At 40.9% G+C, this 16,126-nt stretch carries 14 protein-coding genes; 1 reads left to right on the top strand and 13 read right to left on the bottom strand.

Annotated features, from left to right (window positions below; genetic code table 11):
* Positions 1-99: 99 nt before the first annotated feature.
* From ACI3E1_RS07275 to ACI3E1_RS07230, 10 genes are all read right to left on the bottom strand, one after another.
* Complete coding sequence (locus tag ACI3E1_RS07275) at positions 100-972, bottom strand: CPBP family intramembrane glutamic endopeptidase (RefSeq protein WP_405024992.1); 873 nt, start codon at positions 970-972, stop codon at positions 100-102.
* 97 nt (positions 973-1,069) lie between these two features.
* Positions 1,070-1,531, bottom strand: coding sequence for a CopG family transcriptional regulator (locus ACI3E1_RS07270; protein WP_405024991.1), 462 nt, complete (start codon positions 1,529-1,531; stop codon positions 1,070-1,072).
* Positions 1,524-3,956, bottom strand: coding sequence for an SEC10/PgrA surface exclusion domain-containing protein (locus ACI3E1_RS07265; RefSeq protein ID WP_405024990.1), 2,433 nt, complete (start codon positions 3,954-3,956; stop codon positions 1,524-1,526). Before ACI3E1_RS07265 ends, ACI3E1_RS07270 begins: the two co-directional genes overlap by 8 nt.
* A gap of 223 nt (positions 3,957-4,179) precedes the next feature.
* On the bottom strand, positions 4,180-4,806 hold the full coding sequence (locus ACI3E1_RS07260; RefSeq protein ID WP_405024989.1) for a hypothetical protein: 627 nt from the start codon (positions 4,804-4,806) through the stop codon (positions 4,180-4,182).
* 14 nt (positions 4,807-4,820) lie between these two features.
* Entirely contained in the window at positions 4,821-8,228 is a 3,408-nt protein-coding gene (locus tag ACI3E1_RS07255) for a hypothetical protein (RefSeq protein WP_405024988.1), read from the bottom strand.
* Positions 8,229-8,248: 20 nt separating this feature from the next.
* A complete protein-coding gene (locus ACI3E1_RS07250) occupies positions 8,249-10,489 on the bottom strand; it encodes a VirB4 family type IV secretion system protein (protein WP_405024987.1) in 2,241 nt (746 codons plus the stop codon).
* Complete coding sequence (locus ACI3E1_RS07245; RefSeq protein ID WP_405024986.1) at positions 10,489-11,658, bottom strand: hypothetical protein; 1,170 nt, start codon at positions 11,656-11,658, stop codon at positions 10,489-10,491. The genes ACI3E1_RS07250 and ACI3E1_RS07245 overlap by 1 nt, the downstream gene beginning before the upstream one ends.
* A 142-nt stretch (positions 11,659-11,800) precedes the next feature.
* A complete protein-coding gene (locus ACI3E1_RS07240) occupies positions 11,801-12,115 on the bottom strand; it encodes a hypothetical protein (protein ID WP_405024985.1) in 315 nt (104 codons plus the stop codon).
* Positions 12,116-12,595 (bottom strand): hypothetical protein, encoded by a 480-nt coding sequence (locus tag ACI3E1_RS07235; RefSeq protein ID WP_405024984.1) that lies wholly within the window; start codon positions 12,593-12,595, stop codon positions 12,116-12,118.
* 18 nt (positions 12,596-12,613) lie between these two features.
* A complete protein-coding gene (locus ACI3E1_RS07230) occupies positions 12,614-12,988 on the bottom strand; it encodes a hypothetical protein (protein ID WP_405024983.1) in 375 nt (124 codons plus the stop codon).
* 173 nt (positions 12,989-13,161) lie between these two features.
* On the opposite strand from ACI3E1_RS07230, the gene ACI3E1_RS07225 reads away from it, so the two are divergent.
* A complete protein-coding gene (locus ACI3E1_RS07225) occupies positions 13,162-13,836 on the top strand; it encodes a class A sortase (RefSeq protein ID WP_405024982.1) in 675 nt (224 codons plus the stop codon).
* Between the two features lie 32 nt (positions 13,837-13,868).
* Here ACI3E1_RS07225 and ACI3E1_RS07220 read toward each other — a convergent pair whose 3' ends face one another.
* The 3 genes from ACI3E1_RS07220 to ACI3E1_RS07210 form a co-directional block, all read right to left on the bottom strand.
* On the bottom strand, positions 13,869-14,420 hold the full coding sequence (locus tag ACI3E1_RS07220) for a hypothetical protein (RefSeq protein ID WP_405024981.1): 552 nt from the start codon (positions 14,418-14,420) through the stop codon (positions 13,869-13,871).
* Between the two features lie 11 nt (positions 14,421-14,431).
* Positions 14,432-15,811 (bottom strand): AAA family ATPase, encoded by a 1,380-nt coding sequence (locus tag ACI3E1_RS07215; protein ID WP_405024980.1) that lies wholly within the window; start codon positions 15,809-15,811, stop codon positions 14,432-14,434.
* 148 nt (positions 15,812-15,959) lie between these two features.
* A complete protein-coding gene (locus ACI3E1_RS07210; RefSeq protein ID WP_405025017.1) occupies positions 15,960-16,124 on the bottom strand; it encodes an LPXTG cell wall anchor domain-containing protein in 165 nt (54 codons plus the stop codon).
* Between the last annotated feature and the right edge of the window lie 2 nt (positions 16,125-16,126).

Here is a 16,126-nt window from a genome sequence, read left to right as displayed (position 1 = left end):
CCCTAAATGTCTGATTATGCTTTATCTACGGTATATTCGTAATTATATTACCATTTTATAAGAGCAAAAAAAAGAAGCCTCTTAGCTTCTTTCAATAAATCAGATAATTTGTAATGCGTAAGCAATAATACCAGCAACTAGTAAGATACCCATTGGAACGTTCACCAAAACCATATTCCACGAATGCTCTTTAGATTTATGTGTTTTAAACCACAAAATAATTTGCTCTAAATTCATCAATAGGATCAAACAAGCAATGAGTGCTCCAACAATGTAAATCGCAAATTCAGTTAATTCAACCGACGAAATCGGAAAGAAACTAGCGATAATCGGAATAAAAGCATTATCAACCATATGGAAGAAGATTGCCCATCGAACACCATATTGGTAAGAAATATAACCTAGCAGTAATGATAACAAGAAAATAAACGAAATAGTAACAACACTAGCATGGAAAATAGCATAGGCTAACGCTGAAACAAAAATTGCTACTGTAGGTCCAAACTTTTCTAACCGATGCAATAAGTATCCACGGAAAACGGCTTCTTCCAAAAAGGGTGCAATAAACAGTGAGTAAACTACAAAGAAAAAAGTATTATTTACTCCCTTTGTTACGTTTTGTACTCCTGTTTGAAACTGGGATTGTGTCATGTGATATAACGCAGTGGTTATTCCCTGTCCTACGCTCTTGCCAATCACTTCAATTAAGCACGCTATACAAATTAACATAAGGAATGGCCATATTCTCATATGTTCTTTTTTCGTGGGCCCTAAAAAACTCTGTCGTTCTCCAGAAGTTGATAGAAGTAATATAACTACAATTCCGACAATAGTTGCGAACAAACCACTTAATCCACGAACTGGGAATGCCAAAACATGATTTAGTAGTGGTTGAACTATCCAGTTAATCGCAATAAAAATACAAATTGCCCACAGTGCACGAGTAATTTGTTGTTTGTCATCATTCTCCATCAGACAATCTCCTCTTTATGGTATTTGTAGATATACCGATATTATAGTATATCTGAATACAAAAAAGGAAGTAGGCACATTCTACTTCCTTCCACGTTTACAACATATGCGATTCCCGTAGCGCTTCTTCGATAATAGAAGAAACAGTCCGATCCATCTGTTTCGCACGATGATTTAGGCATTTCCATAAATCTTCACTAAGCGTTATTCGAAATCTTTTTTTGGGTTGTTTTAGTACCGTCTTGGGTAATGTCGTATGAGCTAATTTCCATGCAATCATTTTACGAACCACTTGTGGTCGGCTAATCTTTGCTTGGCGACTAAATTTTTGCAATTGATTCCACTGCTCATCAACTACATAGAGAGCCCTTTGTTTTTGCTGTTCTTCGGGAACGTTTTGTCGCAGTATTTCTTGCAGTTTTTTAGCATCTTCTACCATATCAAAAATCAATGATTTAATGATATTTGAAGGTGTTGTTCCCAACGATTCTGCTAAACGCTTAAACTCTACCCATGAATTTAACGGCAACCAAATCGTCCGACGCGTTTGCTTAGTCATGACGTTTCCGCCGATAACCAGCATCACCGAGCAATGACAGTATTGCAAATCCTAGCAAATCAAGGACACTGCTCTCACCAGCATCGCCGGTGTCAGGTAATGCCCGCTTATGTTGTTTAGCTTGTCCAGGTTCCTTTTTGTATTGTTTAGCTTGTCCAACTTCCTTTGCATCTGGATCTGGAACAACGTCCGCCTTAACCGTTGGCATTGCAACTGCTTCCCGACTACCGTTTCCAAGAACGTATGAACTACCAATTTCAAAAGAATTCTTTGCACGCTGGGTTTGTTCTCGGTTAGCTTTGGCCTGAGCTTCCTTTGTTGCGTTAGATTTAGCATTGTTTAGTACGGTTGTATCCTGCGTTAAAGCATCTTCATCCGTCGCTAACCGGCTTTCGTCAGCAGCCAACTTAGCCTGGTCGGTTGCCAACTGTTGCTTAGCTTGGGCTAACAACTGCGGTGCGTTCTGATAATCGGATAATTGTTGTTGTAACTGTTTTAAAGCATTTTGGTCATTTTGCAGCTTCTGCTGATCAGCAGCTAACTGGGACTTAGCAGCATTCAGAATGTTCTGATCATTCTGGAGAGTTGTTTGGTCATTTTGCAACTTCGCTTTGGTAGCGTTCAGATTATTCTGAGCATTCGTTAGTGCCTGCTGATCAGTAGCTAACTGAGTGTTCATCTGCTGTAATTCCTGTGGAGCATTCTGAACATCCGCTTGGGCTTGTTTCAGAGTAGCTTGATCTTGCGCTAACTTATTCTGAGCAGAATTTAATGCTGTTTGTGCATTTTGGTAAGCTTGCTTAACTCCTGCTAATGCATTGTTAGCACTTGCTAATGCTTCGTTAGCACTATTAACATTATTTTGTGCAGTCGTAACGGCTTGTTGATCAGTTGCTAATTGGTTCTTTTGTGCTGCTAATTGTTGCTGTAAAGAAGACTGTTGTTGCTCTAATGACGATAAATCATCTGCGGGTACAGGGATATTATTACTAATACTAAATAGATTTGTATTTTCAATATCACTTGGTACTGTTTCTCCATCACCTGTATGAATTTGTTCAAAATGAAATTGTCCTAAATTATCAAAAGAAAATCCAAAGTACGATGCTTCCTTATTGTTTCCCCAATTGTATCCCGTTACACTTTGAGCATGTTGCGGATCACTAAATAACAGATTTTTCAAAGCGCCATAAATATTGGCACGCAAATCATTCATCGTACATGTTGTATTACTTAAACCTGTTGTCGCAGCATCTTCATAAATATTCCCTGCTGTACTATTTAATCCATACTGTTTTGCTGCATTTTCAATAGCTGAAACATCATGACCGTTGTAAATACTCCACTTATCTTGGTTATATCCTTGAGCAACCGCATTTGCAAAATTCAATGCAGATTGGTTAACAGTTAATGGTGCATTCCCTAATTTTTCCCGAATAGGGTTAACTAATTGAGCAATCCACGTTGCTAAATCTTGCTGCTGTTGTGAAGTTAAGTGAGTTGGATCAACGTCATAATCATATTCCGGACTTGAATGATACGTATTAGCAGGGTCATTCATCCCCTGAGAAAATGCATTCTGCTGATCTGATGATGAACCACTTGATAACAAACTATCCGTATAACTTGATGGTACGTCTATCACATTATGAGCATTAATTTCAGCCGTAACGTTATTTAAACTATCCTGTGTTGAGTTAATGTTATTTTGGTCAGATTGCACTTTATTTTGAGCGGCAGTCAAATCACTCTGAGCTGTAGATGCTTTTTGACTAGCGGTATCTGCCGCACTCTGTGTTGGTCCCAGAGCATTTTGAGCCATTGTTAATGCGTTCTGGTCACTAGAGATAGTTTGCTGATCTTTATTAACATTTTGCTGAGCCTGATCAGCAATTTGTTGAGCATGATGAATATCATTAATTCGCTGGTTATCTTGGTTAACCGCATCTTGTGCGCTATTAACCTTATCCTGAGCTGCTGTAACGTTTGTTTGATCTGCAGTAACACGTGACTGGTCAGCGTTAACCTTAGATTGATCATTATTAATCGTATTTTGGTCAGCGCTAATCTTAGACTGATCGTCCTGAATATTAGCATTTGTTTTACTAATCTGGTCCTTTACAGCCGGTGTCTGGGTCTTACTATCTTGGACGTCCTTAGAGTACTTATCAACATCATTCTGGTCCTTGTTGACATTGCTCTGGTCGGTTGAAACTTGCTGCTTGTCTGCGTTGACCTTGGACTGGTCACTATTTACTTTGTTCTGAGCATCAGCGACACTAACCGGCTTAGCGTTCAGGCTTTGAACTTCGTTGGTTTGTGGTTTATTGGTTGTAACTGAATCAGCATGAACCGCACCCCCAACCAATGTTGTTGAAGCCCCAATTGCTGCCATTGCACCTAATACTTTAGTTGATTTCTTCATTGTTAAAACCCCTTTGCTTTTGTTTATCAACTTTACAACTATGATTATACCATGTATTTGTATAAATGCTACCCTTTAAGGACAAAAAATCATAATTAATGGCAAAACAACGAACCGGTTAGTATTATACTCCTTTCATCTGTTCAAAATTCCGCGGTTTCACAAATGAAATGCTCTTGTAATGAAAAATAGTTACCAAGAAATTTGATAACTATCTTCTAAATTATTTTCCTGTTTGTTTCGTTTTGTCTTCCAACTCAGTACGACTAAATCGTGATTGCGTTATATTGATTCCCAACGGGGCATATTGTTGCGCAATCGTTAATTCATGCAATGCCGTCAATGTTTTTCTGTATTCCCGTTGATGGGCAGGTTCATTACTTAGCGCCCACGTTCGTAATACCTGCTTTTCAGCACTCGCCAAATGATAACCTGATAATGTTTGTTCAATTGGTGTAGTCGGATCAAGCTCAACTTGTTGACCATATGACCAATAGCGTAACTCAAGGTACAACAACTGATAACCGTTCTTAACAATCAGGAGAATACACATTGCAATTCCACCTAACCGAATTGCAAACGTCCCCCAAGGTATATCCGATTTACGATTAAGCGCTGCTTCTAACGTAGTAAATGGTACAAAGCGATCAACCCAGCTTGCAAACAATTCCGCCTTTTGCTCTGGATATACTGGAAACACAAGATACCTCACCCCAGGCAATAACCAAATTGCAATCATCCACCAACTAATCCGATTAAACAAGACGGGTGTAATTACGCTAATTACTAATAATCCCAGTTGCGCATAAACCATATAACGATCCCATTGAGTTAAACGTTTCGCATTCATCACCGTTCGCCTCACTAACTCCCAAAGGTTGAGACTTGCCCGATGTTTTGGGCACCTTCATGATTAGCCAACCAGTTATTCTGATTAAACGGAACTTGTCGCATATATTGCGATAAATTAACTTTAGCTAACCAATCTTGCATAGCAGCAACATCCTGTTCAGTTGCTGTTGCCTGACTATTACCACTAAACTTAAACGCCCCTCCTTGAGTGGAAAAAGCATCTTCGCCGTAATTTAACGGTGCTGTAAACCCAACATGTTCACCTAAGTTAGTAGCCCCATTCATCATTGGAGAAATCCGCACCCGTTGATTAGAGTTGGTATCATAGGCAGATATATACGAACCATATTTATTCCCGTCCAGAGCGAAGTCCTTATAGTGATCATCCGCAGCAAGCATGGCCATGTCGTAACCACCCCGGTCAACTACGTTGTTAGCAGCCGGAATAGAACCATATGAGATATAACCATGGTCATTACCTTGTGGGTTATTCCAGTAATCAAAATCTCGATTAGCAATTTGTCGAACCGCATTCTGAACAGATGGCGGTGTTTGTTCAACTTGTCCTTGGCCTAAGTGGTTATAAAAGGTCCCTGATTCACCCGCCGGTTGTAATGTCTTGTATATAAATGGTTCGGCATTTGTTGGAGCATTTGGATCAGCCATTTCACCAAAAGACATTGGTTGAACAAACTCCTGCCCAGCTTCAAGGTTAGGATCACCCGCCCCAAAACCTGAAACGGTCATCATCCCACCATTGGGATCTTGTGCTGTTAAATAAGAAGAACCATTTGTCACGTGTAGATTAACAGTGCCATCCGGAACATAACCGCGAGAATCTTTAACTTGATCGTATAACCCGTTAATCGAAAATGCAGTAGTCTTTGGCATAGTATAGTCCGCACTTGCGTCAAACATTGCAGGTGCTTCTGCCCAGTTTTGGACATAGTTTGATCCCGGATAATCGCGTATTGGTCCCGCATCACTGCCAGAATAGGTTCCTGTAGGGACATTTCCGTAATCCGCATAATTGCCGTTATTAGCTAATGCTCCATCCCGACTAATGCCACCCAGTCCTGACATAGTTGGTACAGCCATACTATGTGCGATTGTATTCGCCTGTTCAGGTGTATAACCGCCTGTTTCTAAACCATCTTGAAAAGCAGACATGGCTTGTCCTGCGTTAACATTTGGTGCTCCAGGCTCGCCTCCAGCTGTCCGAATTGCATGTTCCATATTGGCAGCCATAAAATGCTGTCTTACCAGATCTGGGTTACTATAGAACGCCTGTTGTGCTTGGTTAACGTCTTGTGGATGGTTTTGAGCATAGTAATGATGCCACGCCTTCTGCTGTGCAGCTGCAGTTAATTGCCCAGTACGAGCAGCCTGAGATCCAGAAATATTTCGTGCCCAATTCATCATTTGACTGGTCTTGGCATTCCCACTCGTTGGAGCACTTTGAGTCATATTTCGTGCAATTGCCTGACTAACTTGACCATGGGCGCGGCTGCCAAAGATTCCCGCCATAAAGCTTAATCCCCGTGCACGACCGTCCGGACCACCGCCAGGAAGGATCCCCCCTCCTCCATTGGGCTTCCCTCCGTTCTTAGGGCCACCGTCTTTAGGCTTCCCATCCGCTTTATTAATTCCTAATCCGCGAGCACCACCATTTTGGCGAAGAACCGCTGCGTGATTATTGGAAACATAACCACCTAATCGCGTTCGGGAAAGAGGTTCCAAATTCGCTCCCACGGGATTAGGTTCGCCATCTGCACCAGTTAATTCCGCTGTCCCCCACATTACACCAGTTAGATCTTGGGCGTCACCTAGGAGACCTTTCAAATTACCCATCATCTTACCTAATTGATTTTGGGGTTCAAAGTTCAATCCACGACGAACACCTGTAGCAAGCAAGCCTTCTTTACCGCCTGGTAGCATCATCTTTGTACCAGCGCCTATTGCCGCACCAACAGCATGACCTGCTGCCGCTCCAGCATGTAACATACCATTAATACCAATCATCCCAGTAGTAGCTGCACTGCTGGCAACACCCCGCATGGCATTTGAAGATGCTCCTGTTAAGATGTCCGTCATATTAGTATCGAAGTTTAATTGTCGCGCAATAGCTCGTGTTAATGGCTGAAATAACAGCAACGTAACCATCATAAACATTGTCGCCGTGAAGTTCTTAAAAGGATCATCCAAATTTGCTCCGACTTCCTGCTGCGCCCCCCAGAAAACAGCAAGTGTCATTAACGCAAAGGCATGAATATCTTGAATAAAGATAGTACTAAACATATTCTGGACCCACTTCCAGAAGGAATTAGCTTTGCCATCAAACATCATCGACGGGATCTGAATAAAACTGGAGAGATACAGCCAAACAAATGTAATTTGACGATAAATATAATAACCAAATACCCAGAAAGTAATTCCAACGTTAGCCAGTAGAAAAACAAAGTTAAAGATAAAACCACTAACAGATTTTCCGGCTACGTCAGAAAAGTTTTGAACGTTCACGCCCATTGTACACATGATAGTCCAAAGGCTATGTCCGCCAATACTTAATGACTGGGCAGTATTTGCAATCACCATAAGAATGGCTCCATCAAATTGGCACGCAATTCCCAATAAGATAGGTTCAAAGCCAACTAAAATAACACTAACAATCGCTCGGACCATGCCAGTAATGGATTGCGTTCGCATTTGGGGACTATTGAAAATTACACTAATCGGTAATTTAGCTGCATTAATGACAAACCCACCGATTAGGAGGGCTAACATGAAGACGATGAAGATAGCGTTAATCTTCCCTATATATCCAGCCCAAATATCAGCATTTTTCTGGTCAAAAATTAGCCCTAATGGATTATTGTTAACAATTTGATTTAAATTATCGCCAACGACTAACGCACCATTTTTAGTGTTTGTATCTACAATCCGGAAAATAGTTGCCGCAACACTGTGTTGTTGCATAAACTGAAAAATTCCTAACGACCAGAATAAGGCTGAAATACATTTAGCGACCGCTGAAGCAATGGCGGACGAAACTTCGTGAACAGCAGCACTCGCTTTCTTTTTTACTGCTTGGGTTGTAGGGGCTTTACTCAAGTCTTTAGCCGCTTTAACCGGATGACCGGCTACAAGGTCCTTAGCTCCCTTTGTTGTTGCGGCCGCTTGTTTTCCAATTAAGCTATGATGTGCCCAGGAAGAGAGACCATTCCCGACAGTGTGCGCTGCAGCACCTAAGTGACCGTGGGCAATGTCACGTCCCGCTTGTTTTGCAACATGTAACGCACCTTTAGGATTCAATCCAAGAGCTTTACCCGTATTAGCAACGTTAAAACCACCGGAGGACGAACTAGATGCCCCCATCATCCCAAATAGGAATCGATTTGCGCCTTTCACAATCGGATTCATTATTTCTCACCACCCTTCAATTAATCAATCTCTGCCGCAGAACGATGTTGTCGTGCCAAGACATCATCATCTAAATTCTGCATCTGTTGAGCCGTTTGGCGTTTCCGAGCCCGCACTTTACCTTCATTACTTTCGGCATATTCCATATCACCTGGTGCATTCCAAAGCTTTACCCAGAGTTGCTGACTTTCATCCATCAGAATTCCTTCACCGGGTTCAGTTTTAGAACATAGCCGATCCATTACTCCGTTGTTAAGGTTGAACAAGCTCTGAGTAACATGACGCTCTGATTCATTGACGTGCGCAAAGAAGAAGAAATTCGAGTTAGAAATTAACGGCCGGAACTTATTGCTATCCTTTAACTGGTCTAAGTCCTGAGCTAACCAAACAATGCTGGCGTTAAACTTCCGGGCCTGCCGAACCGACGTTTCAATAAAGTCCCCAAAAATCGGGTTCTTAATCTGCTCCAGAACTTCGTCGATACACAAAACCTTTTTTTGCTCCGCATAATCAGGGTTCGTAATCCAGTTATCCCAATTAATCTGGGCAATCACATATGCAGCAATTTGCTTAAAGGACCCGTGCAGTTCGGAAATATTAAAGTTTACGTAGTGATACTTTGATAAGTCCGTTCCTTTCCCGTAGCCATAGAAAGTCTGACCATCAAAAATCGGCGTTGATCCGTCTCGTAGATATGGGGAAAGCACCTGTAATAACCGGTTAGCCGCTGTATCTGTCTTATCCGCTTGATAATAGTCCTCCCGAATTATGTGGACAATATCTGATAAAGTGGGTTCCCGTTTGGGCGTATTCTCAAAGTACTGGTTATCAACGACGCTGGGCTCACCTGTAAATAACGATTCTGGATCAGCGGTGATGCTCATTTGGTGTAGAACTTCTTTGAAGGCCTCGGCCAAGATATTTCGCTCAGCCGGGGTCATGATTTCCTTATTACCGAATTCTGCCGCATAAATTTGACGAATAAAGTTAATTAGTTGATTAATCTTATTTTGAATCGGCACATACCGGACATAGTATTCCCCACCATGGGTGACTAACTGCCCTCGTTTAATGTTTTGTTCCTGAAGCAATTGACGAAGCTGTTGTTCATCTGCCTGAATATCATCCTTACGCATCACATTCACAGGCCGCTCAGCAATGGTCAGTCGGCACGGGTTAATCCGTAAATCGCTATCTTCCGTGAAATCTAAATTTAAGGCATCCGGTCCTAGCCGCCTAGCCAATTTAACGTATTCCCGCTGTGGATCAATCGAACGTTCGTAATATCCTAGAGTAGTAACTTCCCGATAAAGCTTAACCTTAACCGCAAAAGATTTCCCATAACCAGACGAGCCAACGACCCCCATATTGTAATTAGCTGGGGCATGTTGTTCCGTTCCAAAAATATTTAGATATTCCATATTTTGTTGAGCCGTTTGTTGGTTAATTGCAAACGGAATCCCGCCGTTAAACCGTCCCTTTTCGTTTTGGGCCGGGTCCAACTTCGCTAACGCATGACTATCAATAATCCGGAGTGCATCATCCAGCGACGTTAACTGCGCTCCAATTGGGATAGTCTGAAGGAATCCAGATTTAACCCGTTTATTAAGCTTCTGAACTGTAAAACCCTCGTTTCCCATCATCTTGGCAAACTGATCGCACCGCTTCTTCAATTGATTTGGGTTATCACCATATACTAGGAAAGTGGTAATCAAATGGAATACAGCGTCAGTTTGACTCATAACCCCGTTCAACAGGTTCTCAATGCTCTGCGCTTTATTTAGGTTATCCCGAGTTTGAAACTGCATTCCCTTGTCGCTCTGATACATTAAGTTTCCTTCGATAATGGTTTTCATCCGGGTTAAGTCCCGGTTAGCAATCTGATTTTCTTGTGGATGAATATCAAGGGAAATATCAACCCACCCTAAGGAAATAACATTCCGTAAAACATCCATTCCAAGCTGGCGTGGGTAACCAGCCGCTGGAACATAGTATGGTTGAGAATACGTCCGTTCTGCTCCACTTTCGTCGATTAAAATTGTGTCTGGGTTGTCCCCGGAGTCAATCGAGATTGACGCTGGACTGAAAGTATCCGTCTGCGTTGGTGCCCCAATAAACCGGGAAGCTGATTTATTCTTTTCTACTGGAATGTATGCTACACGGCCTGCATTCTCAAGACCAAAATCCGGGTCTTCATTAATTACTGGGGGTTCATCTTCAACGGTCGTTTGGTTTGCACAATGTTTCTTAAAAAACGCCATTAGTCATCCTCCTCCGTCATGGACTCACGTTCTGCCGCTATCTGTCTTTCCTGTTGGTGTAATTCATCCCGAAGCTTCTCCTTTCGAGACTGGTCTAATTCCCTGCTAACCTGGGTCGCTAATTGATGCCGCCGAGTAAGATAAGCCAACCGAAGTTCTTGCATTTTCTGCTGTAATTCCTGCATCCGAGGATCATGATCAATTAATGTCCGCATTTGTTGCTCAAGCTGTACCATCCGGTCAATATCATCAATCTTCTTATCCGTTTCACTTGCTGTAGTAAAAAGATTAAAGTTTTGATTGCTGACTAAGCGCTCAAACGGATGTGAGCGCGCTGTGTGCCGATTAAAGGTCCGGTAAAAAAGCGCTAAAAGGTCGTAAGTATAAAGGCGGGTTAATTTATGGTGGCGATTAGCTAGAAACGCATTAGCGGCCATAATGGCGCTATCAAGCTGTTGATTAGCATTTGCATAGACTTCCTTAATCACATCGTCCGCAGTCTCGGCTTCAATAATGTCGTCATCCTGGACTTTAACGATGAACTGCACGTAAACCCGATTTTCAAACCGCTCACCAGCATGTTCAAACTCTTCGGCCTGTTTTAATACTTCATGGCCAAGCTCCTTGAGGTTCTCAGATTCGTGCTCATCCTGGTCAATCCGTTGGTGAGCCTGTTTAAAGTAAGCCCGCATATCGGTCAAAGCCCATTGTAGGGAGATCTTGGTGTGGCCACTTAGTCCACTCAAGAACAACTGACTGTGCACGTCTTCAAGGGCCTTTTCATATGAAGTCTTTAGGAACGGGTTCGACTGTTCCATTTCAGCAATTCCCACAAAGGTCTTAGCGCCATCACCGACGTCGTATTCCAACATACCGTCGATAACATCGACTACCCCAGCGTCCTTGAGTAGTTCCTGGAACGGTTCCCAGGCATCAAAGATTTCATTATTGGCCCGGACAATCCCAGGATCGACAAATTCGCCATCCTCAGGGACATCATCCTCATCATCTTCGTCTTCATCCCAATCATCTTCAACATCATCTGTAACGGATTCACCGCTAGTACGTGGTGCAGAATTAAATTTTCGTGGGGTGTGTTGGTGACGATAGAACATGATCCCTGCAATTACTAACGCCACAACTAAAATTACGAGTAATGCGTAGTACATAAACTTGAACTCCATTTCTGCTTGTCAAATCTGAATTATTAAAGGAAAAGGATGACGACCGGTAGTCATCACCCTTTAATGTGGTGGACGCGTACCGTCGCAAATAATCACCACAGGACATTGGTAATTCCACTTATTTTAATTAACGGTACGAATTATTACGGCGGCCACGATTCCGCGCTCTTTGGTGTTCCCGAAAACGTTTGTTAACCCAAACACCCGTTTTGGCACGGAGTTTATTCGCAAAGTCTTGATGAGCAAACGTATAACCACCGATGGCAAAAATCCCTGTAAACACAATTCCTGACGCAATTACCCAGAGGTTAGCGCCATAACGAAATGAGTTAATCAGGCAGTTCGCACCTAAAACAACTGCTAAGCCATAAAATACATAACTTAGCGTATGACGCTCATTGCGCTGGTTGGACTTTGCTCCGCTGTACTTCTTAGTTGGCATCTAATCCCTCCCCTCTTCATCCGGTATTTCCCGTTCACGCCATCCGGCTGTAGTTTCATCACTGATAAACACGCCAGGATCTCTATTAACAACGTGATTGGTGTGGTAATTAATATATTCACCACATTCCGACACCCACTGCCGGTCAATTTGCCGTTGAACATAAGCATAATGTAGAACAACAGGATTCACGCTATCAGAATAGATCCGTTTAAAGGACAGATATAAGAACGGGGTCATAATAATTGCTGAAATAAGTAAGCTAATTAAGAAGCGGGTAATGGTTCCGAGGCCGAATAAGCGAAGGATTAACATTAGCCCAATATAGACAACTACGGAAAGGCCTCCACCCACGCCTAAAATACTGAGTTGTCGGTCCGAAATAAAACCAAGGATGGTCTTTTCTTCCGTCCGCGAAGGAATATTCGCAACCATTTCCGCTTCCAGGCTAATTGCGTGGTCTTCTTGTTGTTCAGCCATCGTTAATCATCCCCTCACTTAATTACCTAACACTTGGTTAGCTGCAATCGCAATAATCGGTTGCGCATTAATCATCAGTACAGCTGCGATAACACAGGCAATCATTCCGATAATTGCCATTGAACGACCCCGTGGGTTATCAAAGATGCTGCTTCCTGCTAACCGAGCACATGCTACAACAAAGCCGCAAACACAAACAAATAATGCCGGAGCATAAATCCAAGGCAAGACTTTCTGCCAAAGGAAGTCTTCTAAAACTTGGACGTTCGTTCCTGAGCCAGTCCCGACAATCGTCTTGGTATTTTGGCCAACATCTGGTTCGGTTGCTAAAGCGTGTGTTCGACCAAGCATAGCGATCCCAGTGATCCCTGCACTAATCAGTAATGTTCCCATTACCATCATCCTTTCTTCAGATTTGACATAGCTATATTTTAGAACTAACTTAAAATACAGTATATCTGATTATTTTCTATCATATAAAATGATGAAACACCATACTTTGTAATCGGAATAACCGGAATAACCGGAATGACAGTGAATTTTGAATTTAACAGGAGGATAAAATTATGAAAAAATGGCGTCGTTTTTTGGCATGGATTGGTTTAATTTTAGGACTAGGAATTATTACTATTCACCTACCCTTCGTCCAACATTTTCTGGTTAATCATGCCAGTGAAAGGACCGTGCAACGAGCAACACGGAAGAATATTGCCAGGAACGCACAACGGAAAGGGAACTTTGATGCTGCTAAAACAACGCAAGCAAATGCGGCCATGGAATTACAGAATCTTCGGAATAGTAAACATGCACCCGTAATTGGTAAGCTTAGCATCCCAGCTGCAAAGATTTACCTGCCAATCATTAAAGGCTATGGACCCGGGAGTGCTTATTTAGCCTTAGGCGCTTGTACAATGCGTCCGGATCAAAAAATGGGGCAAAACAACTACCCGTTGGCTGGGCATCATATGGTACAAAACACCATTTTCCATCGTTTAAATAAAGTAAAACCCGGTGACATGATCTACATTACAGACATGCACCGAGTTTACTGTTATAAGGTATATTCAAATAAAACAATTACAAAGTGGGACACTAACACTATTCAGCCCGCCACTCATGATGGTAAGCCAATTATTACGCTACTAACTTGCAATACGTATACTGAAACGAATTACCGGTGGTGTGTAAAAGGAAAACTACAACACGTGTATAAGATATATAAAAAAATAACTAAAATGTAAATCACATACCGAGTGCATTGTATTCCTTAATCTTAATATTGGATGCCTTTTATAGTCTCCATTATCTTTCTAAGATTAAACGTGCCCATTTTTTGCTGTTTATCTATGGTTCTATACAACTTAACACACCCGTTTTCTTCTTTAGGATTATATCCTCGCTCTAAAGTGTCTCTTTGACGAACAAATAATATGGCGTGCTTAGACTTAATGTTTTTCAAACCACACATCTTCTCAGGATCAACAAACCATAATATAAAGCGCAGTAAATCATCACCCGATTCGAGTTGCTTTTTAGCTCCTTCGACAACTTTACTACAATCTGATCTATCCTTTATCTCTATTTGATAAATATCTTTTCCTTCAAGAATGGTTAAATCGCAATCCTTTGGGCCACATGTTTTGCTACCAGAAAGAAACTCTTTAAATTCTTCGAGGCGAAAATAAAGTACATCCTCATCTCGAATATTTAGATTAAGGTTTAATGAATATTTTTGTTCCACAACCTTAAACGTTTTTCGGTCACAATAATCTGCATCAAGGAAGCTATACCAATCTCCATTATACTTATTAAAGTTTTCAAACATATTTCTCACATCTATTCATCTATTTCATCAATAAGCTCGTAATATTCGTCATTAATTTTTCTGGTAGTATCATCAAAATTCTCAACAGATTCTTCAATGTTAAAAATATCATTTATGTTAGTTGCACTACCATCTTTGAACTCATACACGTTAACTTCATCGGTATTTTTACCTTTTACTTTATCCTTTAAGACACAATTTATTAATTCTTTAATAAAGTAATCGCTGTGAGTAGAAATAACCAATTGAATATTATTCTTCACCATTTCGTAAAGTAATTTTGCAATCAATCGTTGGTTTTCAGGATGTAAATTCATTTCAGGTTCATCAAAAAATAACCATTTTCCTTCTGGATCAGACCTTAAAAATAAATCCAATCCAAATATAGACTTCAATGAACTAGAAATCCCCTCAAAATCTAAGGTAGATGAAGAAGAGTCCGGCAGAGCGTAAGTCAATTTATCCTCATTTCCATCATATTTAAAGCTACCAGGGATAAACTTATTAATTAAGTCATTTTTATCTATTGACTCACTTATTTGATTTAACTTCTCGACGTTATTATTAACAAAGGAAATATATTTCTCGATCGGAAACGAATATTTCCTCGGACTTTTTTGCTGTTGAAATTCATTTGTACTTTGAATTCCTTGCGTAGGAAAGCTATTTAATCTAGTAAGGTTTAAGTCACGACGAAAAACATTTATACCGATTCTTTCTGCTGGTAAATATACCGGCAGCGCCGATTGAAAAGGTTCAAATAAATTATTCTGAATGCATAAACTGACAGCTCTCAGACTATTATGATTCTCACAGAATTCATTAAATTGATCCTCTAATTCACCGTCAGATATATCTATTTGTGGTTCATAACTTAGTTCTATGGAATTACCATTTAGATTGCAAGTTATTCTGTTACAATCTTTAGTTTCAACTTCACTTTTTTCTGAACCATCTACAAACAAATCTACTTGTTCCCTCCGTAACTGCCAAGAATAATACCATAAAGTTTTGTTCTTTCTAGTCCTTAAAAGTGCATTAACATCTTCAGGGGACACTTCGATTCTGCTCGATTTCGTATATACTCCAGTATGGTTGAAAAATGAACTAAAGTTGTTAAAGCCAATTGAATTGAATTGTTCACTTGCTTGTTTTGCAATTTTATTCTTTACTTCATTTACGGATATTAATTTATTTCCATTGTGTAAAATATCCTTTATATCCTCTTCCTTAATTATATCCGCAACGAATCTATGGTTAAACCAATGTATAAACGCAAATAACGCATATGCTCCCAAAGTTTTACCAGTTCCATTTTTCCCAATAAACACATTCATTTTATTAAGACTTATCTCTACGTTCTTTATAGGGCCTAAATTTTTTATTCTCATTATCTTATTACCTCTTAAAACCATATCGTTACTTACAAAAATTATCTTATATCACAAAAAAAAAATCAATCTCTCACCTTTCTACAAATAAATTCCACTGTTCAAAATCTCAAACAGTGGAATTCGTTATTTATTGAGTTAACCGCACTTATGCTTCACGCTTCTTCTTAGGCGCTAAGAGAGCGGCCCCTGCTAATAAGGTACCTCCGATAGCCCACCAGTCATTGTGCTGACTGTCACCCGTATCCGGTAACTGGTTACCCTGCTGCTGGTGGTGCTGCGGGGTAACACCTGCCGGTGTTGCCGGATGAATCG

Origin of the sequence: Ligilactobacillus sp. LYQ139 (assembly GCF_045033025.1) — a bacterium.
In the GTDB taxonomy this organism is placed as follows: Bacteria; Bacillota; Bacilli; order Lactobacillales; family Lactobacillaceae; genus Ligilactobacillus.
Note: the sequence above shows the minus strand (reverse complement) of the source record. Positions and strands in the feature narration are given on the sequence as shown.